This window comes from Pseudomonas sp. C5pp (assembly GCF_000814065.1).
Taxonomy (GTDB): domain Bacteria; phylum Pseudomonadota; class Gammaproteobacteria; order Pseudomonadales; family Pseudomonadaceae; genus Aquipseudomonas; species Aquipseudomonas asiatica.
Genome location: NZ_JWLN01000038.1, coordinates 1 through 16542, shown reverse-complemented (window position 1 = coordinate 16542; position 16542 = coordinate 1). Strand labels below are relative to the sequence as shown.

Annotated in this window: 15 protein-coding genes and 1 pseudogene; 8 read left to right on the top strand and 8 right to left on the bottom strand. The window is 61.6% G+C overall.

Annotation, left to right across the window (positions count from 1 at the left end; translation table 11 throughout):
* Positions 1 to 85 precede the first annotated feature (85 nt).
* The gene (locus RR51_RS24155) at positions 86 to 1414 is read left to right on the top strand and encodes an IS110 family transposase (protein ID WP_038410380.1); all 1329 of its coding nucleotides are present in this window, start codon (positions 86 to 88) and stop codon (positions 1412 to 1414) included.
* Between the two features lie 78 nt (positions 1415 to 1492).
* Here the strand turns inward: RR51_RS24155 and RR51_RS24150 are convergent, their stop codons facing one another.
* Positions 1493 to 2095 carry a glutathione S-transferase family protein gene (locus RR51_RS24150; RefSeq protein ID WP_038409095.1) on the bottom strand — a complete coding sequence of 201 codons (603 nt, stop codon included), beginning with the start codon at positions 2093 to 2095 and terminating at the stop codon, positions 1493 to 1495.
* Between the two features lie 292 nt (positions 2096 to 2387).
* Between RR51_RS24150 and RR51_RS24145 the strand changes: the two genes are divergently transcribed.
* Entirely contained in the window at positions 2388 to 3578 is a 1191-nt protein-coding gene (locus RR51_RS24145) for a benzoate/H(+) symporter BenE family transporter (protein WP_039614923.1), read from the top strand.
* Between the two features lie 143 nt (positions 3579 to 3721).
* On the opposite strand, the gene RR51_RS32035 is transcribed toward RR51_RS24145, so the two are convergent.
* Entirely contained in the window at positions 3722 to 4585 is an 864-nt protein-coding gene (locus RR51_RS32035; protein ID WP_371858040.1) for a methyl-accepting chemotaxis protein, read from the bottom strand.
* A pseudogene (locus RR51_RS32030) lies at positions 4583 to 5110 on the bottom strand (HAMP domain-containing protein); the annotation flags it as partial. The pseudogene RR51_RS32030 and the gene RR51_RS32035, both read right to left, overlap by 3 nt.
* 761 nt (positions 5111 to 5871) lie before the next feature.
* Between RR51_RS32030 and RR51_RS24135 the strand changes: the two are divergent.
* A complete protein-coding gene (locus RR51_RS24135; protein WP_152619933.1) occupies positions 5872 to 7026 on the top strand; it encodes a hypothetical protein in 1155 nt (384 codons plus the stop codon).
* A gap of 1 nt (position 7027) precedes the next feature.
* Here RR51_RS24135 and RR51_RS24130 read toward each other — a convergent pair whose 3' ends face one another.
* Positions 7028 to 8413 carry an aminotransferase-like domain-containing protein gene (locus RR51_RS24130; protein ID WP_039614920.1) on the bottom strand — a complete coding sequence of 462 codons (1386 nt, stop codon included), beginning with the start codon at positions 8411 to 8413 and terminating at the stop codon, positions 7028 to 7030.
* Between the two features lie 225 nt (positions 8414 to 8638).
* Between RR51_RS24130 and RR51_RS24125 the strand changes: the two genes are divergently transcribed.
* Positions 8639 to 9814 carry an MFS transporter gene (locus RR51_RS24125; protein WP_039614919.1) on the top strand — a complete coding sequence of 392 codons (1176 nt, stop codon included), beginning with the start codon at positions 8639 to 8641 and terminating at the stop codon, positions 9812 to 9814.
* A 59-nt stretch (positions 9815 to 9873) separates the two neighbouring features.
* Here RR51_RS24125 and RR51_RS24120 read toward each other — a convergent pair whose 3' ends face one another.
* Positions 9874 to 10635, bottom strand: coding sequence for an SDR family oxidoreductase (locus tag RR51_RS24120; RefSeq protein WP_039614939.1), 762 nt, complete (start codon positions 10633 to 10635; stop codon positions 9874 to 9876).
* 175 nt (positions 10636 to 10810) lie between these two features.
* On the opposite strand from RR51_RS24120, the gene RR51_RS24115 reads away from it, so the two are divergent.
* Complete coding sequence (locus RR51_RS24115) at positions 10811 to 11812, top strand: NADP-dependent oxidoreductase (RefSeq protein WP_039614918.1); 1002 nt, start codon at positions 10811 to 10813, stop codon at positions 11810 to 11812.
* A 672-nt stretch (positions 11813 to 12484) separates the two neighbouring features.
* Positions 12485 to 12760, top strand: a complete 276-nt coding sequence (locus tag RR51_RS24110; protein WP_039614917.1) for a DUF3077 domain-containing protein — start codon at positions 12485 to 12487, stop codon at positions 12758 to 12760.
* Positions 12761 to 12948: 188 nt separating this feature from the next.
* Here RR51_RS24110 and pyrF read toward each other — a convergent pair whose 3' ends face one another.
* Complete coding sequence (pyrF, locus tag RR51_RS24105; protein ID WP_015269338.1) at positions 12949 to 13650, bottom strand: orotidine-5'-phosphate decarboxylase; 702 nt, start codon at positions 13648 to 13650, stop codon at positions 12949 to 12951.
* A 181-nt stretch (positions 13651 to 13831) separates the two neighbouring features.
* Here pyrF and RR51_RS28705 point away from each other — a divergent pair, with 181 nt between their 5' ends.
* Positions 13832 to 13999 (top strand): DUF2897 family protein, encoded by a 168-nt coding sequence (locus RR51_RS28705; RefSeq protein ID WP_010952850.1) that lies wholly within the window; start codon positions 13832 to 13834, stop codon positions 13997 to 13999.
* Positions 14000 to 14278: 279 nt separating this feature from the next.
* Here the strand turns inward: RR51_RS28705 and RR51_RS24100 are convergent, their stop codons facing one another.
* Positions 14279 to 14614, bottom strand: a complete 336-nt coding sequence (locus RR51_RS24100) for a ComEA family DNA-binding protein (protein WP_039614938.1) — start codon at positions 14612 to 14614, stop codon at positions 14279 to 14281.
* 538 nt (positions 14615 to 15152) lie between these two features.
* Here RR51_RS24100 and wecB point away from each other — a divergent pair.
* The gene (gene wecB, locus RR51_RS24095) at positions 15153 to 16319 is read left to right on the top strand and encodes a non-hydrolyzing UDP-N-acetylglucosamine 2-epimerase (protein WP_039614916.1); all 1167 of its coding nucleotides are present in this window, start codon (positions 15153 to 15155) and stop codon (positions 16317 to 16319) included.
* Between the two features lie 111 nt (positions 16320 to 16430).
* Here wecB and RR51_RS32025 read toward each other — a convergent pair.
* The coding region (locus tag RR51_RS32025; protein WP_442961541.1) for a hypothetical protein at positions 16431 to 16542 on the bottom strand (112 nt) is incomplete at its 5' end.

The following is a 16542-nucleotide window of genomic DNA, read 5'->3' as shown; positions in this document are numbered from 1 at the left end:
CTGAATCAGCTGTGACCACGTATGAGAGAGTGAACCCTTTCGCCACCGTGTGCCCCGCGCGCCCTTTATCCTGCGAGTATTCACCATGGCGCGCAAGCCTTCCAAGCAACGCTTCACCATCGTTCATCCCGACTGCGCTGCGATTGATGTAGGTAGTCGAGAACACTTTGTCGCGGTTGATCCCCAGTACGAGAACGCCGTTCAGTCATTCACGTCCTTTACCGACGACTTGTACAAGCTGGCCGATTGGCTCGATAGCTTGGCCATCAAGGTCGTAGCCATGGAGTCCACAGGCGTTTACTGGATTCCGATTTACGAAATCCTCAGCGAACGGGGATTCGAGGTCTATCTTGTTAATGCCCGAGCTACCCGGCAAATAACTGGACGCAAGTCTGACGTGCTGGATTGCCAATGGATCTGGCAACTGATGACTCATGGTCTCTTGCGAGGCGCTTTTCGCCCAAGCGACCCAACATGCTGCGTTCGCTCACTGGTCAGGCAACGGGCTTTCAAAGTGAAAGACCAGGCTCAAACCTTGAACCGGATACAGAAGGCACTGAGCCAAATGAACATCCAGTTGGCCAATGTCATCAGTGATATTTCAGGCGTGACGGGCATGAGAATTTTGCGAGCAATCATCGCGGGTGAGCGAGATCCTGTTCGATTGGCTGAGCTGACCGATGGCCGCATCAAGGCAGGTAAAGACACCATTGCGCGTAGCCTGCATGGCAATTGGCGACGAGAGCACCTGCATGCATTGGCGCAGGAGCTCGCAGCCTATGACTTTCTTGAGCAACAGATCGCTGAATGCGATGCCGTCATCGGAAAGGCATTGGAACAACTACCCGTACTGGAGCATGAACCACAACCACCCAGGAAAGCGCTGCGAAGCCCACACCGGACGAGCGCTCAACAGGCAGCGCTACACCAAGCCCTCTGGCAGGTGCTAGGGGTCGATTTGACCGCTATTCCAACAATTGGCGTGGACACCGCCCTGGTGCTGGCGGGAGAGATCGGCTCTGATCTCTCACGATTTCCATCATCCCAGCACTTTTGCTCCTGGCTAGGGTTGGCCCCGCCGACTCGTATCTCAGGCGGCCGCCAGCTATCAGGGGGCGGTCCTAAGGTCATTAACCGAGCGGCACAGGCGCTCAAGCAGGCCGCTTCAAATGCACGCAACGACAAGGGTTTCATCGGGGCATCGCATCGAGCCAGATTGACTCGCATGGACACCAGTTGCGCCATCAAAGCCACTGCACACCAACTGGCTCGACTGGTCTACACACTGCTGACAAAAAAACAGACTTATGTTGAACAGGGGCTCGAAGCATTCGAAGCCAAAAGCCAAGACCGACAGCTTCGGGCTTTGCTTCGCAAAGCCCGAAAGCTGGGATATCAATTGGTGGCAGCCTAAGGTGCTTAAAAAACAGCGGGTTGCATTTTGTTTGATAAGAGCGGGTTTACCCGCGAAGAGGCCGGCACAGGCTATAAACTAACCCACCATCGGCACATGCCGCGGGTGGCTGCTGACCCGCTCCAGCCAGGCCCTCACTGCGGGGTAGTCGGCCAGGTCGAACCCGCCCTGCTGCGCCACATGGGTGTAGGCATACAACGCCACATCGGCAATCGAATACTGCTCGCCGACCAGGTACGGCGTCATCTGCAGCTGCCGCTCCATCACCTTCAGTGCCTTGTAACCGCCCTTGTGCAGCTTGCGGTACTCCTCCAGTCGCTCGTCCGGCAACCCCAGGTAGAACTGGATGAAACGCGCCACGGCAATGTACGGCTCATGACTGTACTGCTCGAAGAACTGCCACTGCAGCACCTGGGTGCGCAGGCGTGGCTCGGTGGGCAGGAACTCGCTGCCATCGGCCAGGTAGTTGAGAATGGCATTGGACTCCCACAAGTAGCTGCCGTCTTCCAGCTCCAGCACCGGTACCTTGCCGTTGGGGTTCATCGCCAGGAACTCGGGCGTTTCGGTCTCGCCCTTGAGGATGTCCACCGGGTGCCATTCATATGGCCGGCCCAGCAGGCTCAACATCAGCTTGACCTTGTAACAGTTGCCCGACTGGTAGTCGCCATAGACCTTGTACATCGCCCCTCTCCCCCTCTATGCCAAAGATCTCGCCTGGCCCTGTAGGAGCAGCCTTGTGCTGCGAAGAGGCCGTTACAGGCGCAGCACCTGCATTGGCTGAAACGGCCTCTTCGCAGCACAAGGCTGCTCCCACAAAAGCGGGCACCATTCTTGTGGCTGCCTGTGCAGTTCTGCATTTTCACCCAATAGTTGGCGACTGTACGGCTAAAAGCAATGGCCGCTGTATGGCAAGGATCAACCTTGCTCGCTGTAGTCTGAAAAAACTGCTTACACCTTTACAAGGATTTTGTTCATGACCGATGCCACTTCCGTACGCCTGCGGCCCCTGGCAGACAGCTCCCCGTCGGCGGTGGTCGCCGGCTTCATCGCCATGCTCACCGGCTATACCAGCTCGCTGGTGCTGATGTTCCAGGCCGGCCAGGCAGCCGGGCTGACCACCGCGCAGATTTCCTCATGGATCTGGGCGTTGTCGATCGGCATGGCGGTGTGCAGCATCGGCCTGTCGCTGCGTTACCGCACACCGATCACCGTGGCCTGGTCCACCCCCGGCGCCGCCCTGCTGATCACCAGCCTGGGCGGGGTCAGCTATGGCGAAGCGATCGGCGCCTACATCACCTGTGCCGTGCTGGTGCTGATCTGTGGCCTGACCGGCAGCTTCGAGCGCCTGGTCAAGCGCATCCCGGCCTCGCTGGCCTCGGCGCTGCTGGCGGGTATCCTGTTCAAGATCGGCAGCGAAATCTTCGTTGCCGCACAGCATCGCACCCTGCTGGTACTGGGCATGTTCTTCAGCTACCTGCTGGTCAAACGCCTGTCGCCGCGTTACTGCGTGCTGGCCGCGCTATTGGTGGGTACGGCGCTGTCCGGCGCCCTGGGCCTGCTGGACTTCAGCGGCTTCCGGCTGGAGGTGGCCAAGCCGGTGTGGACCACGCCAAGCTTCTCGCTGGCGGCGACCATCAGCATTGGCATTCCGCTGTTCGTGGTGGCGATGACCTCGCAGAACATGCCGGGTGTGGCCGTGCTGCGCGCCGACGGCTACCAGGTGCCGGCCTCGCCGCTGATCTCGGCCACCGGCTTTGCCTCGCTGCTGCTGGCGCCGTTTGGTTCGCATGGGGTCAACCTGGCGGCGATCAGCGCGGCAATCTGCACCGGGCCGCATGCCCATGAAGACCCGGGCAAGCGCTATACCGCGGCGGTGTGGTGCGGGATTTTCTATGGCATTGCCGGGGTGTTCGGCGCGACCTTGGCGGCGCTGTTTGCGGCGCTGCCGAAAGAGCTGGTGCTGTCGATTGCGGCGCTGGCGCTGTTCGGCTCGATCATGAACGGGCTGACCGTGGCAATGAGCGAAGCGCGCGAGCGGGAGGCGGCGGTGATTACCTTCATGGTTACCGCTTCGGGGCTGACCTTGTTCTCGATTGGTTCGGCGTTCTGGGGGATTGTGGCGGGGGTACTGGCCTTGATGATCCTCAACCCGCGCAGGGCCTGAAGGTATTTGTTGCCTGTACTGGCCTCTTCGCGGGTAAACCCGCTCCCACAGGGATCACACAATATTCAGCATTGTGGTATTCCTGTGGGAGCGGGTTTACCCGCGAAGGGGCCGGTACAGGCAACACAAGCCCCAGGTCCAGATCACAACCTGAAATGCCCCACCATCCCCTTCAGGTCGGTACCCAACTGCGCCAGCTCGATACTCGACCGGGCATTGTCCTGCATCGCCAACGCCGCCTGATCGGCACTACCACGGATCTGCGTGACACTGCGGCTGATCTCTTCTGCCACCGAGCTCTGCTGCTCGGCCGCCGCGGCAATCTGCTGGTTCATCTGCTGAATCAATGACACCGCCGCCGCAATGCTGCCCAGCGCGCTTTCGGTCTGCAGCGCATCAGCCACCGCCAAACGCACCAGCTCGGTACTGCCGCGAATCTGCGCCACCGACTGCTGGGCATTGCCGCGCAGGCTGGCGACCAAAGTCTCGATCTGCTCGGTAGACTGCCGGGTACGCCGCGCCAGCGCACGCACTTCATCCGCGACCACGGCAAAGCCACGCCCCTGCTCACCAGCCCGGGCTGCTTCGATAGCAGCATTCAGCGCCAGCAGGTTGGTCTGTTCGGCCACGCTCTTGATCACTTCCAGCACGTCGCCAATGGTGTGGATCTCGGCACTGAGGCTGTCGATGCCGGCGCTGGCCGTCTCCGCCGCCGACGCCAGTTGCTCGATACGCTGCATGCTCTGGCGCACCACCTGCTGCCCGGAATCAACCTTCTCGTCCGCAGCCTGGGCCGCCTGCGCCGCCTCTTCGGCATTACGCGCCACATCGTGCACGGTGGCGGTCATCTGTTGCATGGCGGTGGCCACCTGCTCGGTCTCTTCCTTCTGGCTGCCCACCTCGCGGTTGGTCTGCTCGGTCACCGCCGAAAGCGCCTGCGCATTGCCGGCCAGTTGCTCGATGCCCTGCTGCAAACCGCTGACAATGCCCGACAGGCCCGCCGCCATCTGCTGCATGGCCTGCATCAGCTGCCCTACTTCGTCACGCCGTGGTGCCTGGGCGTCAAAGCTCAGCTCGCCGGCAGCGATGCGCTGGGCGCGGGCAATCACATGCTTGAGCGGGCCGACCACGGCGCGGGTGATCAGCCAGGCGGCCAGCACACCTACCAGCAGCGCCAATGCCGTAGCCAGGCCGATGGCCACGGCATTGCGTTGCAGTTCGCCCTGCAGGGCCTGCTCCTGCCCCAGGTAGGCCTGGTCGACCCGACTGGTGACTTGCTCGGCACTGGCCTGCAACTGCGCCTTCAAGCCCTGCTCGCGGGCCAGCTGGTCAGTGTATTCGTTGAGCTTTTCCGAGAAGCTGCCGATGTGCCCCGCCACTTCGCCCAGCACACTCTGGTAGCCGGCATCGTTGACAGCGCCCTGCAACTGGCTGACCAGGCTGGCGGCCTCGACGGTCTGGGCGATGCGTTCCTGGCTGACGCCCTCTTCGCCCTTGCGGCTTTTTTCCAGGCGTACCCGCGCTTCGTCCATGGCCTGCAGCATCAGCCGCGACACCTGCGCCACCTGCGTGGCCTGCTCGAGGAACGCGCCGCCCTGCTGGCCCTGGGACTGCTTGAGGGTATACACGCCGTCATCGGCCAGGCCGGCCTGCAGTACGTCGAGGTTGTTGGCCACGCTGGACACCGACCAACTGGCCATGTCCAGCGCCAGCTCCTTGGCCTGCACCGCCTCGACAAAGGCCTCAAACGCCTGGCCATAGGCTGCCAGGTCGGTTTCCGCCGCCGCCAGCGCCGGCAGGCCACGGGCGCGTTCGACCAGGCCCTGCAAGCCGCTGCGCAAGGCCTCGGCCTGCTGCAGGTCGGAGCGCAGGGCAAATGCCTGCTCGTGCTGGCGCAAGCGCAGCAGGTCAGTATTGAACTGGGCCAGCTGGCGCAAGCTGTCGAAGCGCTGGCCAACGCTGTGCAACGCGGCAATGCCAATGCCGGCCACCGCCAGGGTCAGCACCAGCACCAGGGCAAAGCCCAGGCCGAGTTTGCGTGCCATGCCCAGGTTCGCCAGCACACCGTGCTTGCTCGTGCCCATGCCGATTCCCCTTCTGCGTGCGAGGTTATCCCGAAGGCCAAGGGTGGCAACGTTGCCAGCCGATGAACAAGGGCCTGACGTCAGAATAGTGTCAAATAGCTATGTTCCGTCGCTATTGACTATATCAAGGTCGCTTTACCGGGCTTTTTAACACCTCTTCAAGCTGGCAAGCGTAGCCGAGCACCCAGCAGGAGTAACGGAGAACTGGATTGACATTGCAGGCACCGTTGATTCCACAAATATCAATTGCTGCCACCTGGCATTTTTGTCAGTTGCAGATAAAGGAACAACGATGCAGGGTGCTTGATGTGATAGCAGGACGGCAAAATATTCATTACACACATGAGGCAATCATGAACACAGAAGCCAGGGAAACAGATTTTATCAAGATTGATCTGGGGCGCAGCGAAATTCTAATCAGCACCACCACTGGAATTGCCAGCTTCCATCTTAATCTTTTCATGGCAGGTCAAGTCCTGCCCCATTTTAATTGGAGCGAGAAACAGACCGCGGAATCAGACCAAAGCTTTAAGTATCTCGGCAGCGAGCTTCTCCCAGAACGAAGTACTTTTGACTTCGAAGCCTCCCTCAAAGCCTACGAAGAACGCTTCCCACCTCCACCGGAACTAGCGTTCCTCCTTTCTTCGGCCGTAATCAACCCCCTGCCAACGCTCAGCCTGATTGATTGCACAACAGACCCATATAGTTTAGAAAACTTGCTCTGGAGCCAAGATCAGAGCATATCCAGCATTACCCGATCGACTGACATGGGGGTAAGCTACGAGTTTCACTACGCGCCATCGCAGGTCCACGGAGGGCGCAGGCCTTTATGCAAAATCTCCCTCCAAAAAAGACCAAAAGACCCTGTTACGAGCTATTTCACCAAATGGGGAAACGACAAAGTCACATCCTTGAATGGCAAAGAAGACAACACAGACAGCACTTATCTGGAATTTTCCTGGAAAGATGACTCGCTTAGCCGGAGCCTCCTTAACATACACAACGAAGAAGTGCGACAATTAATTAGCGACACAATCATAGACTGGAACATCAGCAACAAAACCAATGACGCCATCACGATACAAGGTAGTTCTTTGACAAACAAGGAAACAGAGTCATGGCAACTTAAGCTGACAAACGACAGAATAACAATGATCGAGTATTCGAACTCTAGCAACAAAGCCAAACCCCACAGCGGCGAACTGCGGCTTTCATACGACAATAAAAAGATTACCGGCTATACTAAGTCAACTTGGTTCACCGAGAACTCCTACAATGAACAACTAAAGGCGCAAGGATACAGTGAGATTGTTAAAGAGGACGGCCTTTCCACTTATCAACATATAGAGAAAAAGGATATATAGGCTAGCTCCCCGCTTGTTTGAAAAAGGCCTGGGCGCGGGAGTCCTGCCCGTAAGCGACATTGATGCGCAGCCAAGCGCTGGCCGCGCCCTGGTAATCGAAGGCGCTGCCGGGAGTAAGCAGCACATCGTGTTCCAGCGCCAGGCGCTCCAGGCTGGCGAAATCCCGCCCCGGCACCCGAGCCCAGACGAACATGCCGCCGTAAGGCTCGCAGAACACCTGCCAGCCCGCCTGCTCCAGCTGGCCGAGCAGCCTGGCCATGTGCTGACCCAGGCGCACGCGCAGGCGCTGCACGCTCTTGCGGTAACTACCGTTGGCCAGCATCTGCCCCACCACCTGCTCGGCAAAGCGCGAGGTGCCAATGCCGCTGACCATCTTCAACTCGGCCAGGCGCGCCAGCAACACCGGGTCGGCGACCAAGTAGCCGACCCGCAACGAGCTGCTGAGGGTTTTCGAGAAACTGGCCATGTAGATTACCCGCTGCTCGCTGTCGAGGGTGGCCAGCCGGGTGGCCGGCCCCTCCTGGAAGTCGGCATAGATATCGTCCTCGATGATGCGCAGGTCGTGCTCGCGGGCCAGCTCCAGCAGGCGGTAGGCCACCTTCGGCGTCAGGCTGGTGCCGGTGGGGTTGTGGTACAGGCTGTTGATGAACAGGCAGCGTGGTTTGTGCGCCGCCAGCAGCGCTTCGAGGGCCGCCAGGTCCGGGCCTTCGGCGGTGCGCGGCACCGGCAGCATGCGCACCTGGTGTTGGCGCAGCAGGTTGTACAGGTTGTAGTAGCCGGGGTTTTCCACAAGGACCGTGTCGCCCGGGCGCAGCAGGGTGCGCACCAGCAGGTCCAGGCCGTGGCTGGCGCCGTGGGTGGTGAGGATACGTTCGGGGCCGGCGGCGATGCCCAGCTGCGCCAGGCGCTTGTGCAGCTGTTGGCGCAGGCTGGCCAGGCCCAGGGGTGGGCAATAGTCGAACAGGTCCTGCGGATTGCCACGGCTTACCTGGCGCACTGCCTGGGCCAGCTCGGTGGCCGCGCGCCAACTGCTGGGTAGCCAGCCGCAGCCCAGCTTGAGCAATTCGTCATGGCCCTCGCGAAACTGCCGCCAGCTGCCGTCGCTGGCCTCGCCCCAGGGTTGGGCGTCTTCCACGGCCTGGCCGGGTTTGCGCTCGGCGACGAAAAAGCCGGTGCCGTGACGGGCCTCCAGCCAGCCGTTGGCGACCAGGCGGTCGTAGGCTTCGATCACGCACGACGCACTGATCGCCTGGCTGCGGGCCAAGGCCCGAATCGACGGCAGGCGCGCGCCGGGGCGCAGGCGTTGCTGGCCGATCCAGGTTTGCAGGTGGTCGGTGAGTTGCTGCACCAGCGGGGTGGGGCTGGTGCGGTCGAGGGGCAAGTGCATGGGGCAAGTGTTCGCTGGTTTTGAGCGAACAGTTAAGCATAAAAGGGTTGGCGGTGTGTCTGGTGATCGGAATGGGCTGGCATCAGAGTGAACAGGCCCGGCCCTTTCGCGGGTGAACCCGCTCCCACAGAGATCGCACCAACCCGAGAGCGGTGCAGTACCTGTGGGAGCGGGTTCACCCGCGAAAGGGCCGGTACAGCCACTACAGAACCAGGATCCTACCCAATGCCCTCCGCCCCGGCCCGCCTGGCCTTCGCCCTCTGCCTGATCACCCTGGCGGTCAACCTGCAGGCCCCGCTGTACATCACCTACGCCGACCTCTCCGGCCAAGGCGCCGCCGCCACCGCAGTAGCTTTCTCCGGCTATGTGCTCGGCGTGCTACCCGTACTGCTGGCCCTGGGCGGGCTGGCCGACCGGGTTGGGCGCCGGCCATTGGTGCTCGCCGCCCTGGCCCTGTCGATGGTCGCCACCGTGCTGATGCTGCTGGCCCCCAGCCTGGAAACCCTGGGCCTCGCCCGGCTGTTCCTCGGCCTGGGTACCGGCCTGGCCTCGGCCACGGCCACCGCCTACATGGGTGAACTGATGGGCAGCGCGGACAACACCCGCGCCGCCAACTGGGTTACCGCCAGCACCTCGCTGGGCTTCGGCCTGGGCGCGGCGCTGACTAGCCTGTTCCTGCTGCGCGGCCCCAGCCTGACCCCGGGCAGTTTCCACCTGCAACTGCTGCTGGCGGCGCTGGCCATGCTGCTGGTATGGCGCCTGCCGGACCCACGCCCGGCAAAACGCAACCCCATGCTCCGCCTGCCCTGCTATCCGCGTGGCAGCGTGGCCTATGGCCTGGCCATTTTGCTGGCTTGGGCCTGCGTGGGGCTGGTGATCGCCCTGCTGCCGGGCATCCTGCGCCAGCATGGGCTTAGCGCCTGGTCAGGGTTCTCGACCTTTTGCGTGATCAGCTGCGGGTTGTTGTTCCAGCCCATGGCACGGCACCTGCGCAGCCGTACGGCCACGCTGCTGGGGCTGGTGATACTGCCGTGCAGCTATGCCGTGCTGGCCTGGGGTGCGGACAGCGGCCAGCTGGGCGCGGTATTGCTGGGTGCGGTGGCGGCCAGCAGTGCGTGCTACGGGTTTATCTACCTGGGCGGGCTGGCAGCGGTGAACCAGCTCGCCGGCAACGAGAAGACACGGGCCAGTGCCGGGTTCTTCCTGTTGGCGTATCTGGGGTTCAGCCTGCCGGTGATCTTTACCGGGCTGCTGAGTGACCGGTTAGGGTCACAGCTGGCCTTACTGGTATTTGGTGAAGTGTTGGTGGTGGGATGTGTTGTTGTTGGGCTGGCATTGTGGTGGTCTGCCAGGGCCTCTTCGCGGGCTTGCCCGCTCCCACAGAGACATCACAGGACCTGAGGGCAGCGGGGTACCTGTGGGAGCGGGCAAGCCCGCGAAGAAGGCCACGCGGTTTCGGCTCAGATCGCCGTAGCCCCACCATCCACCGCCAGGCAATGCCCTGTAGTGAACGCCGCGCCATCACTGCACAGGTACAGCACGGCACTGGCAATTTCCTCGACCTTGCCAATGCGCCCCACCGGATGCATGGCAGCGGCAAACTCGGCCTTGCGTGGGTCGGCCTCATAGGCGCGGCGGAACATGTCGGTGTCGATCACCGCCGGGCACACCGCATTCACCCGGATGCCCTTCTTGGCGTATTCGATGGCCGCCGACTTGGTCAGGCCGATCACCGCGTGCTTGGAGGCGCTGTAGATGCTCATCTTCGGCGCCGCGCCCAAGCCCGCCACCGAAGCGGTATTGACGATGGCCCCACCGCCCTGGGCCAACAGCAACGGCAGCTGGTACTTCATGCACAGCCACACACCCTTCACGTTGACGCCCATGATGGCATCGAACTCCGCCTCGCTGCCCTCGGCCAGGCGGCCCTGCTCTATCTCGATACCTGCGTTGTTGTAGGCATAGTCCAGCCGGCCATAGGCAGCGATCAGGCGCTCGTGCAGTTGGCGCACCTCGGCGTCACGAGTAACGTCGCAGGCAATGAACAGCGCCTCCCCGCCCGCAGCGTGGATCAGGGCCACAGTGGCCTCGCCACCGGCCGGGTCGAGGTCGGCCACCACCACCTTCAGGCCCTCCTGGGCGAAAGCCAGGGCGGTTGCCCGGCCGATGCCGGCGGCGCCGCCGGTGACCAGGGCTACCTGGCCGGAAAAGGTCATGCTCATCGCGTGCTCCAAAGCGTGCTTGGTGGGGTTCAGAGCATAGTCAGCCACCACCCGCCCGGGCAGCATCATCACCCCACCGGTTGGGCTACCATGCTTGTCAGTGATGTTAAGGACCTGCCTACATCAACAGGGTAGATTTGACGCCTCCCCCTTCCATTGCCCACAAGGACCCGCCATGACCAACACCAACCGCCGCTTCCTGCTCGCCAAACGCCCGGTCGGCGCCGTGCGCCGTGACGACTTCAGCTTCGAGACCGTGCCCGCCGAACAACCCGGCGAAGGCCAGGTGCTGGTGCGCAACCTGTACCTGTCGCTGGACCCGGCCATGCGCGGCTGGATGAACGAAGGCAAGTCCTACATCCCGCCCGTGGCCCTGGGCCAGGTGATGCGCGCGCTGGGTGTTGGCGAAGTGGTTGCCTCCAACCACCCCGCCTACAAGCCGGGCGACCATGTAAGCGGCGCCCTTGGCGTGCAGGACTACTTCACTGGCGAACCCCAGGGCCTGCACAAGATCGACCCCAACCTGGCCCCCCTGCCCCGCTATCTGTCGGCGCTGGGCATGACCGGCATGACCGCCTACTTCGCCCTGCTGGACGTCGGCCAGCCCAAGGCCGGTGACACCGTGGTCATTTCCGGCGCGGCTGGCGCGGTGGGCAGCATTGTCGGGCAAATTGCCAAGATCAAAGGCTGCCGCGTGGTCGGCATTGCCGGCGGCGCCGAGAAGTGCCAGTACCTTAAGGACGAACTGGGCTTTGATGGGGTGATCGACTACAAGGCCGAAGACGTGCTGGCCGGCCTGAAGCGCGAATGCCCCAAAGGCGTGGACGTGTACTTCGACAACGTCGGCGGCGACATCCTCGACGCCGTGCTGACCCGCATCAACTTCAAGGCACGCATCGTGATTTGCGGCGCGATCAGCCAGTACAACAACAAGGAAGCGGTGAAAGGCCCGGCCAACTACCTGTCGTTGCTGGTGAACCGCGCGCGTATGGAAGGCTTCGTGGTGATGGATTACGCCAAGGATTACGGCAAGGCCGCGCTGGAGATTGCCGGGTGGCTGGCCAGCGGGCAGGTGAAGAGCAAGGAGGATGTGGTGGAAGGGCTGGAGACCTTCCCCGAGACCTTGCTGAAGCTGTTCAGTGGGGAGAACTTTGGCAAGTTGGTGCTGAAGGTTTGAGATTGAGGTAGCCAACACTGGCCTCATCGCCGGCAAGCCAGCTCCCACAGGTACAGCGCCACCTTTGAGCCCGACGCTGTACCTGTGAGAGATTACCCAGCCCTTTTGGGCTGCGCTGTCGCGCAGAGAACAAATATCGCTCGTCTGACGCGTCCTTTGTAGGAGCAGCCTTGTGCTGCGAAGAGGCCGGTACAAGCAACAGACAGGCTTTGTCAGTACCGGCCTCTTCGCAGCACAAGGCTGCTCCTACAGAACCTCGTCGAACTAATGAGTCATGTGTTGTTCTATGAGAGCTGGCTTGCCGGCGATTGGGCCGCACAGCGGCCCCGGCGATAACTGCAGCACCGCGTTCGCAGCGCGTCAGACTTTCCTGAACCTTGCCCCCACCGCTTCAGCTTGAAGCAGCAAGCGAACTATCCTACGCAGCGGTCGGAAGCAGCTGAATTGTCGGGGAAATCCCTCAGGGATAACTTCACCGGGTCGCCATGTTGGTGACCGGGTGTGAGAACCTGTTATGCACTGCTGCTCCACTGTTCAATGGCAGCCATTCGCGGGCAGGCTTCGGCTTGGCCGGCGTCAGTGCACCGGTTTCTCACCCCGCGCAATGGCTGCCACCTTTGTCCGTGAGAAAGATCCGGGTGGTTGCTCCTCATCACGCACTGGATTTTCACCATGAAAAAGTACACCCCCTCCCCCATCCTCACCGCAGGCCTGGAAACCTTCCTCGAAGCTGGCAACCCCACCCTCGACCTGCTCCGCGTACAGCCCGGCATACCGATCGATGATGCCTACGAGCACGTGTCAGTCCTGCTGGGCTACATCAAGCACCTTGTGCGCGAAGGCGACATGGAAGATGACCACAAGCTGCTGGGCTCCGCCGATTACCTGCTGGCCATGGCCAAGGCACTGATGAACGACATCGAACTGGCCAGGAACAAACTGCACTGACAGGTTTTGAGGGAACAACCCAAACTCCAAAAGCTGACTCGCCCGCTCACACAGGTCCAGCTCTGCCTGTGAGGCTGCGCTCTTCTGTGGGAGCCGGCTTGCCGGCGATCACCGCCAAAGGCGGTGCCATATACCAAACAAAAAAGGCCAGCACTCTCGTGCCGGCCTTTCTTCACAACGCGGGCTACTTACCCACGAATCTCCGCCACAACCGCAGCCAACGCCTGCGCCGGGTCGGCAGCCTGGCTGATCGGCCGGCCGATCACCAGGTAATCCGAACCCGCATCCAGTGCCTGGCGCGGGGTGAGGATACGGCGCTGGTCATCCTGCGCACTGCCCGCCGGGCGAATGCCCGGGGTCACCAGTTGCAGCGACGGGTGCGCAGCCTTCAGTGCCGGGGCTTCCAGAGCCGAACACACCAAACCGTCCATGCCAGCCTTCTCGGCCAGCGCCGCCAGGCGCAGCACCTGCTCTTGCGGGTCGACATCCAGGCCGATACCGGCCAGGTCTTCACGCTCCATGCTGGTCAGCACAGTCACGCCAATCAGCAACGGCTGCGGGCCGCTGCGCTTGGCCAGCTCTTCGCGGCAGGCCGCCATCATGCGCAGGCCACCGGAGCAATGCACGTTCACCATCCACACACCCATCTCGGCCGCAGCCCTCACCGCCATGGCGGTGGTGTTGGGGATGTCGTGGAACTTGAGGTCCAGGAACACTTCGAAGCCCTTGTCGCACAGGGTTTCGACAATGCCCGAAGCACTGCTGGTGAACAGCTCCTTGCCAACCTTCACCCGGCACAGCGCAGGGTCAAGCTGGTCAGCCAGCTTCAGGGCGGCCTCACGGGTAGGGAAATCCAGGGCGACGATCAGGGGCGTCTGGCAGGCGGACATGGGCAGGGTCTCTTGGCAAGTCGAAAACGGCGCGCATTGTAAACGAAGTGGCGCAGGCTTTGGGGCCCGCGGGTCACGGAATTGGCCCGACAGTGGCTGGCTCCTATAATTGAACCAACGGAACGGGCAATTGCTCAACATTTGTACAAGCGCTGCCCATCACCAGCAAAGGAGAACGACAATGCCCTGGTATGCCTGGCTGATACTCATCATAGCCCTCGGCTCGATCGTCGGCGGGCTGATGCTGCTGCGCGACACCGCAAAAAAACTGCCACTGACCGAAGAACAGCTGCGCAAGGTACATGAGCGCAATGCCGAAGCGGATGCCAAGGATGCGCAGGACCGCTAGCACCCCCGCTGGTCGCTGGCACGATCTGACCGCTGATACGGTCCATGTACCGTCGCAAGGCCGCTTTCATAGAATTGCACATAACTCATTGAATCAGCAGGGTCCCTGTGGGAGCGGCTTTAGCCGCGAATACCGGCGCAGCCGGTGCCATGCACCGCGTTTGGTTGTTCGCGGCTAAAGCCGCTCCCACAGGGTACGCGGACCGCTTTTGGATTCAGTTCTCTGAATTGAATCTTCATCAAAGGCAGGGCCAGGACACAAACCCCAGCCCCCTCCCCCTTATTCCACCATCACCTTGTCCCGGTTACGCTCCAGCAACGCATTACCAATCCCCTTGATCTCCAGCAGCTCATCCACCGAAGCAAACGGCCCATTGGCCTCCCGGTAGGCCACTATGGCCTCAGCCTTGGCCTTCCCTATCCCGTTCAGCTCCTTCTGCAAAGTAAGCGCATCAGCCGTGTTCAGGTCCAGCCGCTGCGGCTGCAGGGCCTGCTGCTGGGTTACCACCGGCACCGGCTCGGCCACCGCCGTGGTACTGGCCGGGGCGGCGCTAAGGGAAAAGGACAGGCTGGCGAACAGCGGCAGCAGCAAGTACGACAGAACGTTGTTACGCATGGTGAACACTCCTGGGTTGGTCATTTTCCAGCAGCCGGTTTCCTTCAGCTGCGCAATCAACCCTAGCGGCAAATCCGACATCGAAACAGCTACCATCATCGGCGAATGGTTACCAAATCGATCAATCACCCAGCCAACTTCGCCAACCCAAAAAACAATCGCCTTTTCCCTCCACCACCCCAGCCCGAGAGCATTGGCGCCATGCATCACGGCCTGTAGCCGAATACCCGTTTGTCCGATGCCGCATTCACAGCAAAACCTGCCCACATTCCTACAACCTCCGGTGAACAAGGCCTGAGCAGGAACAACAGCACTCTCCAGCGGGCCATCCCCGCCTACGCCAACTGGCATCACATGAACCAACTGCTAGATTTTTTGAGCAATGGACAGCCGTTTGCTTGAAGGACCCAAGCTGCATGCCCTCACCCACCCGCCGCTTGCCCTCGCTCCCGGCCCGTCCACAAGGCCAGTCTCCGCGCGCCTGCCCGGCCCCTTTTGGCCCACCCGTACTAGCCCGTCCAGCAAGAGGATCACCGCCGTGCCCCTCAAGACCCTCACCGTATTTGGCACCCGTCCAGAAGCCATCAAGATGGCCCCCCTTGCCCTGCAACTCGCCCAGGACGCCCGCTTCGAGTCGCGCGTGTGCGTAACCGGCCAACACCGGCAAATGCTCGACCAGGTACTGGAACTGTTCGGTATCACCCCCGATTACGACTTGAACATCATGAAACCCGGCCAGGACCTGACCGGCGTGACCACCGGGATTTTGCAGGGTATCCAGCCGGTACTGGCCGAATTCAAGCCCGATGTGGTGCTGGTGCATGGCGACACCGCGACCACTTTTACTACCAGCCTGGCGGCCTATTACCAACAAATACCCATAGCCCACGTAGAAGCCGGCCTGCGCACCAATAACCTGTATTCACCCTGGCCAGAGGAAGGCAACCGGCGCCTTACCGGCACCCTGGCCGCCCTGCACTTCGCCCCCACCGCCACCTCGCGTGACAACCTGCTAAGGGAAGGCATCGACCCGGCGAGCATCTTCACCACCGGCAACACTGTGATCGACGCCCTGCTGGAAGTGGTGCACAAACTGGAGAGCCCGGCGCTGAGGGCACAGTTCGAGCGCCAGTTCGATTACCTGGCTGCCAACCGCCGCATGGTTTTGGTAACAGGCCATCGTCGCGAGAACTTTGGCGGTGGCTTCGAACGCATCTGCCAGGCTTTGGTACAGACGGCGCGCCAGTTCCCCGAGGTGGATGTGCTGTACCCGGTGCACCTCAACCCCAACGTGCGCGAACCGGTCAACCGGCTGCTGGCGGATGTCGGGAATATCTACCTGATCGAACCACTGGATTACCTGCCGTTCGTTTATCTGATGAGCCGGGCGTACGTAATTTTGACCGACTCGGGGGGCATTCAGGAGGAAGCGCCGGCGCTGGGTAAACCGGTGCTGGTGATGCGCGATACCACGGAGCGGCCAGAGGCGGTGGCAGCGGGGACGGTGAAGCTGGTGGGTACGGAGGTTGGGTCTATTGTCGGGGAGCTGGCTAGGTTACTGACCGATGAGGAGGCGTATAGGGAGATGAGCGTGGCGCATAATCCGTATGGTGATGGGAAGGCGTGTGGGCGGATTGTGGGGGCGCTTGCTGGTTTTGCTGTTGAATCAAATGTGGAGAAGGCACCTAATGCCACAAGGCCATAGAAAATCGAAGATAACAACAAGCGGCCCCAATCAGAGACTTGACGCTAGACAGCGGCTGCCCCCTTTTCGGGGCAGCCAGTGGCCGACAGCATGACGACCTTGGAGGGAGTATCAGCCCCGGTGACGACCGCGGAAGTAATTGATCAGTCCTTGAGTTGAACCGTCATCAGCGGTCTCTTCACGGCTGCCAATCAAACGCTGGTAGATCCCCTCCCCCAACTCC

Coding starts and splice junctions, on each gene's coding strand:
- RR51_RS24155 (WP_038410380.1), top strand. CDS start 86: ATGGCGCGCAAGCCTTCCAAGCAACGCTTCACCATCGTTCATCCCGAC.
- RR51_RS24150 (WP_038409095.1), bottom strand. CDS start 2,095: ATGTACAAGGTCTATGGCGACTACCAGTCGGGCAACTGTTACAAGGTC.
- RR51_RS24145 (WP_039614923.1), top strand. CDS start 2,388: ATGACCGATGCCACTTCCGTACGCCTGCGGCCCCTGGCAGACAGCTCC.
- RR51_RS32035 (WP_371858040.1), bottom strand. CDS start 4,585: ATGGCGGCGGGCCTGTCGGGCATTGTCAGCGGTTTGCAGCAGGGCATC.
- RR51_RS24130 (WP_039614920.1), bottom strand. CDS start 8,413: ATGCACTTGCCCCTCGACCGCACCAGCCCCACCCCGCTGGTGCAGCAA.
- RR51_RS24125 (WP_039614919.1), top strand. CDS start 8,639: ATGCCCTCCGCCCCGGCCCGCCTGGCCTTCGCCCTCTGCCTGATCACC.
- RR51_RS24120 (WP_039614939.1), bottom strand. CDS start 10,635: ATGAGCATGACCTTTTCCGGCCAGGTAGCCCTGGTCACCGGCGGCGCC.
- RR51_RS24115 (WP_039614918.1), top strand. CDS start 10,811: ATGACCAACACCAACCGCCGCTTCCTGCTCGCCAAACGCCCGGTCGGC.
- RR51_RS24110 (WP_039614917.1), top strand. CDS start 12,485: ATGAAAAAGTACACCCCCTCCCCCATCCTCACCGCAGGCCTGGAAACC.
- pyrF (WP_015269338.1), bottom strand. CDS start 13,650: ATGTCCGCCTGCCAGACGCCCCTGATCGTCGCCCTGGATTTCCCTACC.
- RR51_RS28705 (WP_010952850.1), top strand. CDS start 13,832: ATGCCCTGGTATGCCTGGCTGATACTCATCATAGCCCTCGGCTCGATC.
- RR51_RS24100 (WP_039614938.1), bottom strand. CDS start 14,614: ATGCGTAACAACGTTCTGTCGTACTTGCTGCTGCCGCTGTTCGCCAGC.